At 43.8% G+C, this 17,855-nt stretch carries 11 protein-coding genes and 1 pseudogene; 5 read left to right on the forward strand and 7 right to left on the reverse strand.

The features are described 5' to 3' along the window. Positions 1-201: 201 nt before the first annotated feature. A complete protein-coding gene (locus tag I3249_RS12305; protein WP_201579653.1) occupies positions 202-849 on the reverse strand; it encodes a glutathione S-transferase in 648 nt (215 codons plus the stop codon). 104 nt (positions 850-953) lie between these two features. Further along, entirely contained in the window at positions 954-2,567 is a 1,614-nt protein-coding gene (locus I3249_RS12310) for a phosphatase PAP2 family protein (protein WP_238070155.1), read from the reverse strand. Positions 2,568-2,742: 175 nt separating this feature from the next. On the opposite strand from I3249_RS12310, the gene I3249_RS12315 reads away from it, so the two are divergent. Next, positions 2,743-3,759 (forward strand): bile acid:sodium symporter family protein, encoded by a 1,017-nt coding sequence (locus I3249_RS12315; protein ID WP_238070156.1) that lies wholly within the window; start codon positions 2,743-2,745, stop codon positions 3,757-3,759. A 234-nt stretch (positions 3,760-3,993) separates the two neighbouring features. Here I3249_RS12315 and I3249_RS12320 read toward each other — a convergent pair whose 3' ends face one another. From I3249_RS12320 to I3249_RS12335, 4 genes and pseudogenes are all read right to left on the reverse strand, one after another. After that, on the reverse strand, positions 3,994-4,797 hold the full coding sequence (locus tag I3249_RS12320; protein WP_238070157.1) for an SDR family oxidoreductase: 804 nt from the start codon (positions 4,795-4,797) through the stop codon (positions 3,994-3,996). Between the two features lie 17 nt (positions 4,798-4,814). Beyond that, on the reverse strand, positions 4,815-5,747 hold the full coding sequence (locus tag I3249_RS12325; protein WP_238070158.1) for an SDR family oxidoreductase: 933 nt from the start codon (positions 5,745-5,747) through the stop codon (positions 4,815-4,817). Positions 5,748-5,784: 37 nt separating this feature from the next. Then, the gene (locus I3249_RS12330) at positions 5,785-6,672 is read right to left on the reverse strand and encodes a bile acid:sodium symporter family protein (protein WP_238070159.1); all 888 of its coding nucleotides are present in this window, start codon (positions 6,670-6,672) and stop codon (positions 5,785-5,787) included. Further along, positions 6,669-7,981: pseudogene (locus I3249_RS12335) on the reverse strand (NAD(P)-binding domain-containing protein). The gene I3249_RS12330 and the pseudogene I3249_RS12335 overlap by 4 nt, the downstream one beginning before the upstream one ends. Before the next feature lie 396 nt (positions 7,982-8,377). Between I3249_RS12335 and I3249_RS12340 the strand changes: the two are divergent. Together I3249_RS12340 and I3249_RS12345 are read left to right on the forward strand one after the other, a co-directional pair. After that, a complete protein-coding gene (locus I3249_RS12340) occupies positions 8,378-10,687 on the forward strand; it encodes a TonB-dependent receptor (RefSeq protein ID WP_238070160.1) in 2,310 nt (769 codons plus the stop codon). 96 nt (positions 10,688-10,783) lie between these two features. After that, positions 10,784-12,547 (forward strand): multidrug ABC transporter permease/ATP-binding protein, encoded by a 1,764-nt coding sequence (locus I3249_RS12345; protein WP_238070161.1) that lies wholly within the window; start codon positions 10,784-10,786, stop codon positions 12,545-12,547. A 201-nt stretch (positions 12,548-12,748) separates the two neighbouring features. On the opposite strand, the gene I3249_RS12350 is transcribed toward I3249_RS12345, so the two are convergent. Further along, positions 12,749-14,254 (reverse strand): PepSY domain-containing protein, encoded by a 1,506-nt coding sequence (locus I3249_RS12350; protein WP_238070162.1) that lies wholly within the window; start codon positions 14,252-14,254, stop codon positions 12,749-12,751. A 433-nt stretch (positions 14,255-14,687) separates the two neighbouring features. Here I3249_RS12350 and I3249_RS12355 point away from each other — a divergent pair, with 433 nt between their 5' ends. Continuing rightward, on the forward strand, positions 14,688-16,862 hold the full coding sequence (locus I3249_RS12355) for a TonB-dependent siderophore receptor (protein ID WP_238070163.1): 2,175 nt from the start codon (positions 14,688-14,690) through the stop codon (positions 16,860-16,862). A 66-nt stretch (positions 16,863-16,928) separates the two neighbouring features. After that, complete coding sequence (locus I3249_RS12360; RefSeq protein ID WP_238070164.1) at positions 16,929-17,675, forward strand: siderophore-interacting protein; 747 nt, start codon at positions 16,929-16,931, stop codon at positions 17,673-17,675. Positions 17,676-17,855: the final 180 nt, after the last annotated feature.

Here is a 17,855-nt window from a genome sequence, read left to right on the forward strand (position 1 = left end):
GTGGTTTGATTATTATCGTCAAGCTGCGTAACTAAAATCTCCCAAGTTTAATTCTACGGGATTGACGGCAGGGGTCAATGTGTATTCTCCTACGTTCTTTCAAATCTATACTTTACCTACCACTCACCACTCACCACTCACCACTCACCACTCACCACTCACCACTCATGTGATCATATAAATAACTTCAAATACCAGATATTAACAAGGAAAAATCACCACCTCATCGCCTTCTTGCCATGGTTCAAACTTAGTCATAACTTGCAAAAATAACGGATGCGCAAGCCAATCTTGTAACCACTGCTGCAATTTAGGGTATGGCAAACCATAAAACACCTCACGATCAACATGTGCAAATTGACGAACAAACGGCATGATACCGATGTCAGCAACGGTCACGCTATTGTCTAGTAGATAGGTATTCTTAGTCAATAACGCTTCTAAATACTGCAGAAAAATTTCACCTTTTTGTCGATATTCTATTTGAGTCATCTCAGGGTGACGATCGGCATATTTGTAGCGATCGAGCCACTGCTTAAACTCATTGTCGTTTTGTGCTATCAGTGCATTAGCTTGGGATGAAATCTTTTCATCTAGCAGTCCTTGAGGATCGTTTTGCTCAAGCGCCCACATCATGATCTCTGCACTCTCTTCAATGACGGTCCCATCCGCTAACTGTAAAACTGGCACCGTGCCTTTTGGACTAATCGCTAGCATCTGATCTGGCTTATTCTTTAACGTTATTTCTCGTAGCTCTAGTGGTAACTCGGCGAACATTAGACCGAGACGAGCGCGCATAGCATAAGGACAGCGACGAAAAGAGTACAAGCGAGGCAACGAGGTGTTCATAGACTCCTCCATAGTTGAATAGGAATTAAGCAATAGGTAAAAAGCAAACAAAGAAGAATTAGCAGACGGAAACCTACTGACATTAATAGTTATTAAGGCGCTGTTTAATAGGTGACAGACTTATAATTGGCCATAGTTTCTACTAATGACTGTGGTAGATAAGTATCTTTCAGGTGCGCGTGCGGATAATGCTGCTCAATCCACGATTGATAGTTATAGACAGTTAGCGTACCACAATATAATAAATATAGAACCTGTACACCGATGCTACGCGACAGACCCATCACGCAATGGAAATTGATAAGTGTGATGAGGCCACCCTTTACCTGACTATCTTCTACCTGATTACCCTCTACCCAACTCTCATTATTAGCGGTTATCGCTTGTGTCTCTACCGATTGTATCAACGCTTCAATTTTTTGAAATAGATCAATATAGTCTTGGAGCAATACATCATTTAATGGCTGCAAATCCAACAAAGGCAAATACAAATAATGAACTGTCGTATTCATAATGCCGTTAGCAGCTATTTCAAGATTATGGGTGTGGCTAGATATCTCAGCAGCCAAATCAACAACAATTATCTGATGGCAAACTGCAGGCCGATTGCTTTCTAACGAACTTCGCAACTCTAATAAACTAGAACCAAACAACCAATACGTTAAATGACTACTTAGATCCGTCTGCATCAATCGAGGTGAAGCAACAACATTGACCTTGTCATTAATAGCATATGGCGTGAGTGAATACTTTTGACTTTTGGAGAAAATTTTGAAATACCACTGTCCAAACAACGACATGCCATTGTAAATAATAATGATTGGTGCAAACTTAATCCAAGTATGTAAGGTCAGTCGACCGCTACTGGATTTTTGAAACCAGCGTATATCTCGTATTGGCTTGACCTGTTGATAGACACCAGCCAACATCGTAAAGCTGATTAACCAATATGAAGCAATCATAATGGCTAAATCTTCTACAACTTCAGACGCTATCATACTCATATTAGCAAAGTAAAACCCTGCTATCGCTATCAACAAAAACCCTATTACCCCCAGTATCAGATGCTTGATTACCAATGCATTTCGGATTCGATTTGAGAGTATCAGCACCAACACTGCCAATACTACCCCGCCGAACATATCTAGCAAATGATGTTGATACGTCAACACTGTCGACAGGGCAATCAATGTACATATGCTAGTCAGCAACAGTCGATAAGCCACTGAAATCCATCTCTTTTTAGACTCGAAGACATTCCATAATGACACCCCAAGCAACATGGCATAACTGACATGCAATGATGGCAACTGATTAAATGGCTTGTCCACCAACTGCAAAAACTGATAGCCAAATTGCGTCCAATCGTCAGGAATCGAACGACTAAATGAGAAACGAGCAGGATAAAAATAGAAAATCAAACAGGCAAAAATGGTCGCTAAGATTAAGCGGTAGGCCAATAGAGATAATTGCGTGGACGTCCGCACTAAGAAAAAACTAGCCACAAATAAAATCAACGACCAGCTATAAGGAACAATCATAGCGGGAATGAAAGGAATCATACTGTCAAATGGCGTGGTAAGATTATGAATTTGCGATGGGTAGAGTGTATGTAAAGAGACGCTATAAACAGTCGTCAAATTATAGAGCAAATAAAATATCGATAACGCAAGACCTAGGTGCTTGAATCGATTTAAATTTGATGGAGTTTGCAACACCTAGTACCTCATTTGACTATTGAATAAACATTTCAAAAAACTTTGGCAATATAATCATAGTTAAAGTTGTCATAATAGCAACTTATTGTTGGCTAAAAACTGCCTAAACCCATTGGAAATACAGTGGTTTTGAACTTATACTTGACTATTTTCCAGACTTAGAAGGATTTGAGAAATGCAATTTTTGAGGGTGATAAGTCAGCAGTTGAGTCGATTTACGGCATTGGTTATTATTTTAGCAGCCGCAGTGACATTTATAGAGCCTGCGACTTTTTCTTGGGTGACAGGTGATACCCAAATCATCGTTCTGGGTGTCATTATGCTCGCAATGGGTATGACACTAGGTAAAGAAGACTATAAGGTGTTGGCCCAGCGCCCGCTTGATATTTTTATCGGTTCAATTATCCAATATACCATTATGCCGATTTTAGCGATTAGCGTGGCCAGATTGTTTGACTTATCGCCTGGGTTGACACTGGGTCTAGTATTGGTTGGTACTTGTCCTGGTGGTGTGTCTTCAAATATTATGAGCTACCTTGCCAAAGGTGATGTGGCATTTTCGGTAGGTATGACCACCGTATCAACCATCATTGCACCGTTAGTGACGCCACTTTGGCTAAATTATCTAGTCGGTCAATCTGTAGAGATGGATGGCTGGGGTATGTTCCGCTTTATGCTACTAGTGACGTTGTTGCCAGTCGCTATTGGCTCTATGTTAAACATTTTATTTCAAAACAAACATTGGTTTAATGATGTACGTGCAGTGATGCCAGGCGTAGCTGTATTAGCTTTCGCCGCTATCGTCGGTGGCGTTGCCGCTGTATTTGGTGATCAGTTCTTGCAGTCAGGGCTAGTTGTTATCTTGGCCATCGCAGTACACAATATCGTCGGTTATATATTGGGTTACTACTCAGGTGCCTTATTTGGTATGAGCAAACCCAAAAAACGCACCATATCTATCGAGGTTGGTGTACAAAATGCAGGGTTGGCCACGGGCTTAAGTACGAAGTTTTTCCCTGGCAATGCAGAGTCCGCCATCGCTGCCGCCGTCGCTTGTATTTGGCACTCTGTTTCTGGCTCTATATTGGCCAATATCTTCGCTTGGTGGGATAAGCGTCGGGAAGCGAAAAATCCTACTATCATCGAGACTGAAGAGACCTTAGAGCTTGGTAAACCAATCAAAAATCATTAGTACTAATAAAGGTAATACTGAACTAGGTGATATTGAACCAGTTAGTAAAGTTAAAAAGCTATGCTAGATTATTATTTCTAGCATAGTATTTTCTAATAAAGCACCTTCTAATACAGAGTCTTTCAACATAGTGTTTTTTAATATAGCACTCTCCAGCATAGTATTTTTAGCATAACACTATCGACAATTTGAATAAACCGCTAGCTTCTCTTCTAGGTTCTCACCTAACGTAGTCTACCGTAACTCATTTCCAAAACGTTTACGCACCTGACGCAAGTACAAAGCTGGCGCAATACGCCACAGTAAACTGCCAAAGCGTGAGAGAGAGTCCGGCAATATCCAACGTTTGCGCCGCTGCAAACCTTGATCGATCTGTTCGGCCATCCACTCAGCACTACGCATATTACCGATCATTGAGCGTGGATGCTTTGCGTTACTGCCATCACGGCCGAGCGCGTGGTTCTCGATAGGTGTATCAAGAAAGCTAGGATAGACCATAAGGATATGTATCCCATCAGATTCTAGCTCCAAGCGCAATACTTCAAAGAACTGGGTCAGCGCGCCCTTTGCCGCACAATATGCTGCTCGTCCAGGAACTGGCATCCAGCCAGCCATTGAGCCGATACAGATAATTTGACCTTTAGATTCTCGTAGCATCGGTAGCGCAGCCATGGTCAGCTCCACTGCTCCTTGCCAATCTACCGCCATAACTTTGCGGAACACCGCAGGATCAGTCTGATGCGCTGGTGATCGATGGGTAATCCCAGCATTGTTCACCAATAGATCAAGACGGCCAAAGCGCTCGCTAACTTGCTCAATAAGCGCAGCAATATCATCAACTTGAGTGATATCAGTGACGACTGTCATGATTCTAGCAGAGTCCTCTAACTCACGAGCGCGGGCGATCAGCGCTTGCTCATCTATATCAGCGAGTACTAAGTGATGTCCAGCAGCATACCAGTGCTGTGCCATTGCCCAACCAAGTCCTGATGCAGCACCAGTGATTAAGGTAACATTTATTGATGACATTGGTGGCATTGATGATTTTCTCCCTATCAAGGTTTACGCAATCCATTACATTCGATGAAGTATTCGAAGGTTTCGGCAGACGTTTTTGCCAAAGAGTAACCAAATTCTTCTTTGAGCCGCCTATTACTCAGTACTGGTCGATAACGCAAAAAATTAACCTGCTCTGGTCCAGTTGGCTTACCGGCCCACTTTGCCACTTGTAAGCCAGCTTTAACCAAACCCACTGGCAGGGTCAATAGCGGTTTATTAAGTCGGCTTGCGATGTCCTTCATCGTCAGTGCGCCATCGCCTGCCATGTTGTAGATGCCAGTTTTATCCTCGCAAATACCTATTTCCATCGCGCCGATCACGTCTTTATCCCAAATAAACACAAAGGGCGACTCACTGCCTTTGAGCGCAAGCACACGCGGCGCCATAAACAGACTGGTAATTTGATTGCGCGTATCAGCGCCTAGTACGGTGCCAGGTCGAAAGATCAGCTGCTGTAATTGTGGATGCTGCTCGCGAAAATCTGCAAGCATTTCCTCGACCTGTCTTTTGTGATCCGAGTAAGCAAACTCAGGATTGCCGCGTAGTGCATCTTGCTCATCAATCCATTCAGGATTGTCAGCGTGATAACCGTAGGCAGCACCCGAGCTGGTGAGCGTAATGTGTGCGACATCTGCTTTGATGCAGCAATCAATTACGTTACGCGTGCCATTAACATCGATATCATAGTCACGAGCACGATCTTTTGACGCTTGCAAGATAGAGGCGAGATGCACGACATGGGTGATGCCCTCTTCTTTTAGTAACGTTGCCAAACCCTCATCACGCACATCTAATACGTGAATTGGAAAGTCTAGATCATCGCGCTTGCTAATATCTGTACCGACGACATGGTAATGATCAGCCAGGCGATTGCCCAACTGATGGTCGATGTAACCTGCGGCACCAGTGATTAATATGCGTTTATTCATTATGCTTTTGTTCACTATGCGTTTATTAATTGCGCTTTTATTCATAGGGTATCCGTGCCCAAATTTGTGAAAGTGTCAGTCCTGACACCAAATGCCATACGCCCCAGAATGCCGTGATCAGCATCATGCCGCCTGCCTCTGGGAAAAAAGTAAATAAAATAACCAGTCCTAGCCCTGAGTTTTGTATTCCTACTTCTAAAGTCACCGCGCGCCGATCCGCGACTGGCAACTTGAGCACTAGCCCCATGCCATAACCTAACGAAAGCGCCAATAAATTATGGCCAACAACCAACCAAAAGAAGCTATGAAAACGCTCTAAAAATAGCGCGAAATTGCTAGAAAAAGCGATCGCCACAAAAGCCATCAGCACGAGCAAGGAGAAAATACGTAGCGGTTTTTGGATACGCACGACCAGATCTGGCAAGCGTCGCCCCGTTACCATCCCCAGCACTAGAGGTAACGCTAGCACCAATAAAACCAGTATCAGAATACTGCTAGGCTCAATCGTTATCTTTGTCAGATACTCACGCGTGTGTGGGTTAAGCCAACCATAAAAGGCAAAATTGACTGGTGTTAATATAGCTGCAGCGAGACTGGATACCGCCGTCATACTGACTGACACCGCAACATTACCGCGTGCCAGCCAAGTCATAATATTGGAAAAACTACCACCTGGGCAAGACGCGACCAAAATCATTCCTAACGCCAACTCTGGATCGATATTCAACGCCCATGTAAACAGACATGTGGCTAAGGGCAGTAGAAAGAATTGAGTAAACAGACCCGCTATCGGTGCAATGGGAGATAAAACGACACGCTTAAAATCTTCGAGGCGTAAGCTCAATGACACGCCGAACATCATCAGTGCCAAGATCAGATTAAGCAGAATCAAGCTCCGTGGCTCAAACGCTACTGCCACTATCATACTTCTGATGCCAATACAGGTTGTTCTATTTCGAGCTCAGCGATATGCTTGGACAGCGTTTCTAAGTATTCATCTTTGTTCACATAATATGCCATACGCGCAAGCTTAATATAATCATAGCCACCATCAAGTGTCTTGCCAGCTCGCTTACGCTTCACTTTATTGAACTGTTTAACGGCTGCTGTATTTTGCTGACGCTGCTGAATATATAGTGCGACAAGCCGCGCTTGTTGATTTCGACCTTCCCAGCCCAACCCTGCTGCTTCAACCATACCCATCATAAATAAATTATCATGCTCAGGATGAAAGACATTCATATAAAGCTGCGGCGCATCTTGATTGGCAGGCCAATTGAGCTGGGCGCGCTCAATAAATGGATAGTCTAGTAAATACCCAGTCGCCATAAGAATCAAATCATAATCATGACTTTCACCATCACTAAAGCTCACCGTATGACCATCGATGCGGCGAATATCACGAAGAGCCTTAATATCGCCATGACCCAAATGATGTAATACCAATGAATTGACCACAGGATGTGATTCGTACATGCGATAGCTTGGGTTTGGCAGCCCATAATCAGAAGGCTTTCCGATGACCATACGAATCATCGCCGCATCCATGCGCTGCTTAACTGGACGCGGTAACTTTAGTTTTCCGCCTAATGTGTCAATCGGCTGACCCTTGATAAATTTGGGCAGAAAGTAATAGCCGCGGCGCAGACTGATATCCACCGATTTGGCATGATGGACCGCATCAACTGCAATATCAGCGCCCGAGTTACCGCAGCCGACGATCAACACACGTTTGTCATTAAACGCTGACGGGCTACGATATTCAGAAGAATGCATCAACGTGCCTGCAAACGTACCCGGCAAGCTTGGGATATTGGGGGTAAAGTGCCATTTGCCATGAGCACACCATCAAACAGTCGCGATTGTTTTTGACCATTACACTCGCTGACCAGACGCCAACCATCCTCTTCAGGCACCATGCTGATCACGCGCGTGGAGAATTCATAATGTGATTTTAGATTGAACGTATCTGAAAAGTCGCGGAAGTACTGACGGAGCTGGGTATGATGAGGATACGCCGCGACTGAGTCACTCATAGGAAACTCTTTGAACTCCGTCATACGCTTGGACGAAATCAAATGGGCACTTTCATACATGGTGCTGTGAGGATTGTCGATATCCCATAGCCCTCCTACATCTGTATGTAGCTCAAAGCCGACAAAAGGAATATTGAGTTTTTGCAAATTTCGGGCTGCAGCGAGCCCCATTGGACCTGCCCCAATTACTGCGTACATAAGCGCCACCTTAAAAATCCATTTCAATTATATAAATCAGTCAATTCCGTTTGACTGCACCTTTGGTGGGCGATACCAGCGTACTCCATGCCCGTGATAAAACAATAGCATACATTGATACATGAACTGGCTCAAATGAATAAATTGTCGATATAGACTACTTATAATAGGTAAACCCATCCTCTGCTTTATACTTCTTTTTTACTTATCCTAAAAAACCTACTCTTCACCAGATGTAAAAGCACTGCCCTATTTATAGAGGATGCTATTAGCACCTTATCAAGCAACAGCCCTACTTTACTCAAACCTAGTATATTTAAAATTGACTCAGTAATTCATTGTAATAGAAATGATTATCATTATAATAACGATTTAAATTACATGCTGGAAATATTCATGCAACTATCTCGCTTATCTGCTGCTTTGTTTCGTCTTAACTCTCTGAATGTGTCTGGCGCTTCTCTAGGATTAGCGTCCATACCCTCACGCTTGCTATCGACGAAATCGCTACCTCTAAAATCACTATGTTCAGTCATCATACTAACCACAAGTCACTCGGCATGGGCGCTAGTAGATGATGCAGATACTCAAACCACTCCTAACGTGGTACTTGATACTATCGTCGTCACCAGTAGTGCTGATGCGTCAGCAGATGGGTTACCTAGCGCATATGAAGGTGGTCAGGTGGCGACAGGCAGCCGCGTCGGACTCTTAGGCAATCAAGACATCATGGACACGCCGTTCTCTACCACCTCATACACCAATGAATATATCGCCAATCAGCAAGCGCAAAGTGTGGGCGATCTACTCAAAAAAGATCCTACTGTTCGTGTGGCAAGAGGTTTTGGTAATTTTCAAGAAGCGTATTTTATGCGTGGGTTTGTGACCACCTCAGACGATACGATGTTCAATGGTTTGTACGGCATATTACCTAGACAATATATCGCAACTGAATTATTCGAGCGCGTCGAAGTACAGCGCGGTGCCTCAGCGATGCTAAATGGCGCAGCACCGAGTGGTGGTAGCGCAGGCGGTACGATTAACCTGTTACCCAAACGAGCGGATAATGAGCCGCTACGTGAAGTGACGCTTGGTTATGGTCAAGGTGACCAAGGTAAGGTCGCAGTAGATGTCAGTGATCGCTTTGGTAGCGATGATGCTATTGGTGTTCGTTTTAATGCTGCTTATCAAGATGGTGACAGCGCTATCGACGATGAATCATCGACCTTGGGTTTGGCTGCCCTTGGTTTGGATTATAGAGCGGATCAGTACCGACTATCAGCTGATTTGGGCTGGCAAGACAACAAACTCAAAGAGACTCGTCCTAGTGTCAATCTTGGTGGGGTGTCTAGTGTACCAAAAGCACCAGACGGCTCAAAAAATTGGGCGCAGCCTTGGACCTACTCCGATGAAGAGGATGTCTTTGGTACCATTCGAGGAGAATATGATTTTACTGATAACATTACCGCTTATGGTGCTTACGGTGTGCGAAGTGGCGAGGAAGAAAACTCACTAGCCACTTTAACTGTCAACAACGTTGATGGTGCGGGCACGATTTATCGCTTTGACAATACTCGAGAAGATAAAGTACAAAGCGCCGAGCTCGGTCTGCGTGGTAAATGGCAAACGGGTGAAGTGGCTCATAATTGGGTACTAGCAGCTGATCTCTATGACCAAGAAGAAAAAGGTGCATTCGCGTATGATTTTGGTAATCAACCCGCGACCAATTTGTACCACCCTACCGACTACGCTGAGGTCCCTTTTACAAGCACAGCAATCTTCGGTGGTAATTTAAATGACCCAAAATTAACCAACAAAAAGCAGTTTCAAAGCTTTGCGCTAGCAGACACCATATCACTGTTCAACGATAAGCTAAAAACTACGGTAGGCGTGCGTCATCAGAGCATAGAAACAACCAGCTATGATTTTAATACTCAAGCTCAAACTGCCAACTACGATGAAAGCGAATGGACACCCAGTATCGGTATCGTCTATCAGCCGAGTCTGGATTGGTCTGTTTATGGTAACTATATTGAGAGCTTAACCCCAGGTAAAACAGCAAATCAGAACAATAACAATTTGCCTGTAACGAATGCAGGACAAAGTCTAGCTCCCTATGTCAGTAAACAAACCGAAGTGGGCGTGAAGTATGACAATGGCATGATTGGCAGTAGTTTGGCTGTTTTCAGTACCGATGAACCGCGTGCTTATTACAATGGCAATAATACCTTTGTAGCCGCTGGCGAGAATCGCCATCAAGGCGCTGAGCTATCAGTATTTGGTAGCCCAAGCGAGAATATGCGCTTGATCGCTGGTGTTAGTTACTTAAATGCAGAGCAAAAAGACACAGGCGATGCCGCGTTAGATGGTAATCGTGTCATTGGCGTCCCGACGCTCCAGAGCAATGTCAACCTAGAGTATGATTTAGCCGCAGTTGAAGGACTGACATTAACGGGTGATATTATCCACACAGGTGCGCGTTATGCTGATGCCGCCAATACCTTAAAAGTTGATGGTTATACTACCTTAGACCTTGGTGCACGCTATCGCACTATGTTGGCAGGACAAGACGTTACTCTAAAAGGCATGGTAACCAATGTCACAGGTGAAGACTACTGGCAGTCAGTAGGCGGTTATTCAGATGCAGGCTATCTAAATGCAGGTGAACCAACGGCCTTAAAAGTATCGGCAACGTTCGATTTTTAAGATTTATTAGTAGGCTTTCTTAGGTTTTATAAAAGGGATTAGGCGCGACCTACTCCCTTTTCTGCTATCAAAAATTTATTCTATTACTGAGTTACTATGTCCTCTCATACCACAGCGTCCTCTCGCATGACTGCTTCTTTATACCATATGATTTGGGCGAATTATCGTCTGCCTTTTCTCAAAGTCATTCTGCTAAATCTGGTCAACGCCGCTGTCAGTGTCGGTATTATTGCCTATATCAATCATACCTTTATCAGTCAGCCAGTATTCGATACCTTATCTTGGTTAAGTTTGGCGCAGTTTTCACTGCTGGTGTTGTTACTGCTATTGACGACTTTTTTGTCGCAATATGCATTGACGCGACTGGGACATCGATTTGTCTATGAGCTTAGAACAAAACTGGTCAAACAAATCATCGATACTCCCGTTCCTCAGATAGACCATTTGGGTAGTGCACGCTTACTTGCCAGCTTATCCTCAGACATTCAATCGATTACCGTTGCTTTTGTCCGTATGCCAGAGCTGGTACAGGGTATTATTTTGTCTGTTGGCGTTGGGCTATATTTGGGCTGGTTATCGTTGCCATTATTGTTTATTGTCATGTTTTGGATTGTGATGACGATTTGGATAAGTACCATATTGGTCAAGCATGTCTATACCCATTTGACCGAATTAAGAGAGATTAATGATGCGTTATATCAGGATTATCAATCGATAATAGAAGGTCGTAAAGAGCTGGCACTTAACCAACACCGAGCAGAAAAACTGTATACAGATGATTTTTTGGCTCATGCTAAATCGTACGAGAAGACCGTAACCAAGTCTGATACTTTTCATTTATCAGCAGTGAACTGGTCCAATATTATGATGTTTGCATCGATTGGTATCGTGTTTGCAGTGGCCAATTATCTTGATATACCGATGGGAGTTGCCACTACTTTTTCTTTGACGATTTTGTTTATGCAGTCGCCGCTCCTACATGCGGTTGGCGCTTACCCAACATTGCAGACTGCTCAAGTTGCGCTAGAAAAGATACAGTCTTTAGAATTGGCCGAGCATCAGCCGAGCTTTGCGACAGACACGGTTGCACAGGACTGGCAGTCTATAACTTTAAATAATATCAATTATCGCTATGTAGGCAGTAGTAGTCATGCACTAGACACAGCGGTTAATGATAATGCTCAAAATAGCGACAACAGTGATAACAATCAGAACCCTTCCAATAATATCTTAAAGTCCGTCAATTTAACCTTGCAACGAGGTGACGTGGTTTTCTTAATCGGTGCGAATGGTAGCGGTAAATCTACCCTTGCCAAAATCATTACTGGTATCTTCACCCCTACCACAGGGACGGTACAAGTCGATGGACAAAGCGTTAATTCAGAGAGCAATGCCGACTTTAGACAGCTGTTTTCTGCAATTTTTAGCGACCAGCATCTATTTAAGCAGCTGATTGGAGATCAAGGCAATGAGCCTGATACGGTTCTAGTGTCTGACTGGCTGCATAAGCTCAATCTACAAGAAAAAGTAAGTGTGTCTGACCATAAGCTCTCTACAGATAAGTTGTCGCAAGGTCAGCGTAAACGCTTGGCTATGCTAATCGCTGTCGCCGAACAAAAGGACATATTACTACTCGATGAGTGGGCAGCCGATCAAGACCCTGCCTTTCGTCGCGTATTTTACCAGACGCTCATCCCTGAGCTAAAAGCCATGGGTAAGACACTATTTATCATTAGTCATGATGATGGTTATTTTGAGCATGCTGATCGACTATTACTGATGAAAGAAGGCCGTCTCATTGAGCTAAATGCCGAAGAGCGACAGCGTGCCAGTAAAGATGCTATTGCTATGCTCAAGTAAGCAATGCTTTAACTACTAGCATGGACCGACCTATTTCAATCCCATAAAACGTTTGATCAACTTTAAGCTAAGTAGCAGTTAATCTGAGCAGTTTTCGAAATAATCCGTTCTTAAAATCAGCAATTTTTAAGCAAAAAAAGGAGCGCCTTACTACAAGACGCTCTTTTACTATATCGAGAACAACGATATCTTACCTTTCGCTTATTTTAACCATTTCTGCAAAAACCCAACTCGAGAAATCACCAAAAAGTCTAATAGCGCGATAGCTATAATCGCGATAATAGCAGTCGGGAATATGATGGCCACAATTAATAAAGGAATAGCAAGCGGCCACCAGACGGAAACATTTAAGCCGCGAGCTGGTGGGTTTAATCCCGCGCTATCACTCGCCTGACGAGGGCGACGCTGCCACCACATGATATAGCCACTGACACAAATAGTGATTACTGCTAGGCAAAATAGTACATTAGCCAGTACGCTCCACCATCCGAGCGTGCCCATATGCAGCGCGATACCAGCCGCCATAAACTTACCAAACGCATTATAATCGTCAAAATGAATATCAGCTAAGACATTACCCGAATAACGGTCGATATGTACCGTACGATCTGCTATCGGACTTTTCATATCATAGCTCATTGAATCTTGGCTAATGGTCCAGACGCCTGTACTACCTTGTGGCAAGTTCAATTGATAACGCCCTACAAAACCGATTTCACGAGCGTAACGATCCACTGTATCAATCATAATAGGTATATTGGGTGCGATACCATCTTTACCCATTGTCGTGCCTGACACAGGCATTGGTGTCAGCTCAAGTACCCAAGGAACTTCTTTTGTGTCGCCCAAGTTTAGAGCACTGCCATGCGTGGGTGCTTCAGTATGCGCTTCAGACGCTGCCGCACCATGTACATGCAGCGCTGGTGTAGACTCTTGCATCGTAGCGTGTTGACTGTGGTCAATCGATATCGGAACAGGCGCAACGCCCCACTTACCCGCAGGAAACTGGCTCCATGCTTGCACCACTCTTTCGCCCCATACACCTGCCCATGCCATACCTGATATACAGAAAAACAGTAGCAGCACAGATATCCAACTACCCAATGTCGCATGAATCGTACGGATAAAAGAGCGCTTTTTCTTATTGGTTACCCTTTTACTAGGTATCAACATCGCTTTGACTGATTTACGTTTTTGCCACCACAGATACCAACCAGACAAAATCATTAAAATGGTTAATGATGCCGCCGTTTCTAACAAATAATCACCGACTTTGCCAATCAGCAAATCACTGTGAATATCATTGAACGTACTATAAAGACCACTACTGGTAGGCACACTTTGGACGATATCGGCTGTATAGGGGTTGACTGCCACCATATTGTTTTGGTCGTCTGATTTTATCTGAAATAAAGCCACCGTATCGGTATCACGAGGGGCGATATATTTAACCAGTGTGCTATCAGACAAGGTGCTCAGCGCGTTCTTTGCTTGAGTAGAGACAGGTGCTTGAACCGTAGACTCTGGCACGATAACCGTTAAGCGGTCGTTATCACGTCCTACTGTGTTGGACATAAACAGCATACCGAGCGCCGTTATCGCTAAGACAATTAAAAAGGGAGCAACAAAAATGCCTGCATAAAAATGCCAACGCCACACTGTGAAATAGCGTTGGTTATTGGTGGATTGGTTGGAGGGTGTGTCCATAAATGTGACCTTAAACAATCTTTGGTTGCTCAATAAACAACGTAAACCTATCGATAATAGTGATGTATCTGCTTGCAAGGCCAATCTTAAAAAGTCTCGCAAAGAACTAGGATGACGCCGTATGATGACTGCAATACAGCGATGTAAAAATCCTACTGTAAATAATTGTATTCAGAATGCTGCTGCATAATACGAGAAAAATCTGACAAAAACCATCGTTTAAAATACATCGCTCCAAATAGTAAATCTGCATGGCTCTATTCGCAATACTCTGTCTTTAGCCCCTTATTAACAGTGCAAATACTTCTCAAAACTGTCTCGTTGTAATTTTTTAATGATAATAATTATCATTAGTGTTATTATTAGCATCCTTATAAATTTGCTTTAACTGTTACAAATAATATTTAATCATTTTAGTCCAAGAGGAAATCTGATGCGGTCTCATCTAACCACTAACGTCATTCGCAAAAAATATCTCACCACAGCAGTACAAATTGGCCTGATCATGGGTATGAGTCACGCCGCTTACGCTGTAGAGACGACAAACAATACTGAAAACGATGAGGCTGCTACACCATCAGCCACCTTAGATGCTATTACCGTCTACTCAGATGGCTATCGTAGTACTGGCACCAAGACTGCATTGGACCCAAACGATGCGCCAATAAGCTATACCAGAATCGATCAAGACCTGTTGCAAAAGCGTCAGGCAGGTAGCGTCAATGCTGCCCTACGTTATGAGCCAGGCGTAAGCTCTGAGAGCCGCGGTACAGTATCTGTCTTTGATGAGTACAATATCCGTGGGTTTAAGACCTATTCCAATTTTTATGACGGACTAAGACTGCCCTACGATGGCGCTTGGAATCTGATGCCACAAGTCGATGTCTATGCGACTGAAGCGGTAGAAGTCGTGAAAGGTCCTGCTTCATCCCTTTATGGCTATGCAGCACCCGGCGGTATGGTGAATCAAATAGCCAAAGCCCCTAAGAGCACTCAAGAAAACGAAGTACAGCTACGACTTGGCAATCAAAACCTAAAAGAAGTGGCCGTCGATAGCACGGGGCCTATCACAGACACTTTGAACTATCGCTTAGTCGCGCTAAAACGTCAAAAAGATGGACAAATGCAAACCACAGAAGAAGAGCGATTGCTGATTAATCCGTCGCTTGAATGGCAGGCAACTGATGATGTCTCAGTACTTGCTAATCTATTTTATCAAGATGATCCAGAGATGGTACCATCTACCCCCTTACCTGCTGTCGGCACTGTCTACAAGGCAAGCTATGGCAAGCTCGGCAGTGATGCCTATGCAGGCGATGAATGGAATAAATTTAGTAAAGAAGTATTTATGCCAAGTGTTACTGTGAACTGGGATATCAATGACCAGTTAACTTTTAAACATATTACGCGCTATACCGATGCCGAGGCGCAGCAACGCAATATGTATAACAGAGGGTTCATTGATGGTAGTGATAAGGTTTTGAAGCGTAGCGCCTACACTACTGATGAAAGTATGAACAACTGGACCACAGATAACCAACTGGCCTATAAGTTTGATACTGCTAACACCTCACACAATCTACTGTTCGGTGTTGAGTATCAAGAGACAGACAGCACGGTGAGTTATCGAGATACGCTAGACAGCAAAGATTTACCTATTGATCTATCTAAACCTAGCTTTTCTCAAATTAGTACTGACATGCTACCACTGGATACCTATTATCAGAAAGATGATATTGAACAAAGCCAGCTTGGACTCTATGTGCAGGATGAAATGAGGTGGCAAGACTGGACAGTGGTGGCAGGCCTACGCCATGACGATTTTAAAAGTACCAATGAGCAAAGATCAAGCTATCTAGGTACACCTGGCGAAAAAACTATTATTAACGATGCCAAGGAAACTAGTGGTCGTTTTGCTGCTATCTATGACTTTGGTAATGGTCTATCACCGTTTGCTAGCTACTCAGAATCTTTTCAGCCCGTTGTTGGTAGCAACTTTATTACTAATGAACCTTTTGAACCAAGCACTGCTGATCAGCTCGAAGCTGGCTTCAAATATCTTTCTCCAGACCGTGCCACTCAAGGGACGCTTGCCGTATTTGATATCACACAGAAAAATGTCATAGTAACCAACCCCGCTAATTCTCAACAAAAAGTTCAAACCGGTGAAATTGAATCAAAAGGCTTTGAGATATCAGGCAGTCGTATGCTTAATGACTGGGTAGATCTCGCGGCAAGCTACAGCTACACCGATGCTGAGATCACAGAAGATGAGTTCAACCCTGATGTAGTCGGTAATACCCCTGCTCAAACTGCCAAACACAAAGCCACGCTATGGGCAGACTACTATGCTACAGACAAACTCACTCTCAATGCTGGTGTTCGCTATGAAGATGGCATGCAAATTGATAAACAAAACACAGATGAGCTACCAAGTGTGACGCTGGTAGATGTCGGTGGCAGTTATCAAATCAATCCTATGCTAACTGTGGGTGCGAGTATCAACAACCTGTTCGATAAGACCTATGTCGGTGCTTGTTACGACATCAATAACTGCTGGATGGGACCTGAACGTCAAATATCAGTCAGCCTAAAAGCCAATTTTTAATCAAATTTACAAGCAGCGGGTTGGTTCTATTAGCAAGCCAACCCGCTGTTAGAAGGAAAGCACAATATGGCAAAACCTACTCCAAGAGTACTAGAAGTTATTGGCACTAGATACATTACGCCAAATATGTGCCGTGTCACGCTTGGCGGTGCTGGCATGGTTGATTTTCCTATCGATCAAGAAAGTGCTTATATCAAACTGATATTTCCTCAAGATGTAGATAGTCGCCCACTGATGCGTACTTATACGGTGAGCGTGCAACGTGAAGACGAAATAGATGTTGATTTTGCTTTACATGAGACGGAAGGACCTGCATCGGCATGGGCACGAAATGCGCAAGTCGGCGATCAAATTTTAATAGGTGGTCCAGGGCCAAAAAAGCTCATCAACAATGAAGCAGATTGGTTTTTATTAGTCGGCGATATGACCGCGCTACCAGCGATTACGGTCAACCTAGCCCAGTTACCTACTGATGCTCGTGGTTACGCAGTACTTGAAGTGACGACTGAAGCAGATCGTCAGACGCTCAAAAAACCAGAGAACGTCGAGATACATTGGGTGATTAATGCGCATCCAAATGCAGACGATAGCCCCTTACTGAACTGTGTTAAATCATTGAATTGGCTTAATGGTCAACCTGCTGTTTGGGCAGCGTGTGAGTTCCATAGTATGCGTGCACTGCGCCAGTACTTCAAAGTTGAGCGCGCGATACCAAAGACGCATTTATATGTTTCTAGCTACTGGAAAGTCGATAGCACAGAGGATCAGCATAAAATCGTCAAAAGTCAGGATGCGCAAACGGAAGAGCAATAGATACGTATTTCCAAACAAAAAAAGGGTGGGACTAATATTAGTCCCACCCTTTTTTTATCAATCATTATCTATCACGCTTCGACCGATCTTCCCCCTTTAACCTGACTAATCGTCAGCCCCGTGAACCCGAATAGCAGCGTCAATAGCAGTGACAAATAACAGAAGAATGCATAAGGCAGA

This window comes from Psychrobacter sp. Ps1 (assembly GCF_022129425.1).
GTDB lineage: Bacteria > Pseudomonadota > Gammaproteobacteria > Pseudomonadales > Moraxellaceae > Psychrobacter.

Excerpts from the sequence above, each read along its gene's own strand:
- I3249_RS12305 (WP_201579653.1), bottom strand. The coding sequence starts at position 849 with ATGAACACCTCGTTGCCTCGCTTGTACTCTTTTCGTCGCTGTCCTTAT.
- I3249_RS12315 (WP_238070156.1), top strand. The coding sequence starts at position 2,743 with ATGCAATTTTTGAGGGTGATAAGTCAGCAGTTGAGTCGATTTACGGCA.
- I3249_RS12320 (WP_238070157.1), bottom strand. The coding sequence starts at position 4,797 with ATGCCACCAATGTCATCAATAAATGTTACCTTAATCACTGGTGCTGCA.
- I3249_RS12325 (WP_238070158.1), bottom strand. The coding sequence starts at position 5,747 with ATGAATAAACGCATATTAATCACTGGTGCCGCAGGTTACATCGACCAT.
- I3249_RS12330 (WP_238070159.1), bottom strand. The coding sequence starts at position 6,672 with ATGATAGTGGCAGTAGCGTTTGAGCCACGGAGCTTGATTCTGCTTAAT.
- I3249_RS12340 (WP_238070160.1), top strand. The coding sequence starts at position 8,378 with ATGCAACTATCTCGCTTATCTGCTGCTTTGTTTCGTCTTAACTCTCTG.
- I3249_RS12345 (WP_238070161.1), top strand. The coding sequence starts at position 10,784 with ATGTCCTCTCATACCACAGCGTCCTCTCGCATGACTGCTTCTTTATAC.
- I3249_RS12350 (WP_238070162.1), bottom strand. The coding sequence starts at position 14,254 with ATGGACACACCCTCCAACCAATCCACCAATAACCAACGCTATTTCACA.
- I3249_RS12355 (WP_238070163.1), top strand. The coding sequence starts at position 14,688 with ATGCGGTCTCATCTAACCACTAACGTCATTCGCAAAAAATATCTCACC.
- I3249_RS12360 (WP_238070164.1), top strand. The coding sequence starts at position 16,929 with ATGGCAAAACCTACTCCAAGAGTACTAGAAGTTATTGGCACTAGATAC.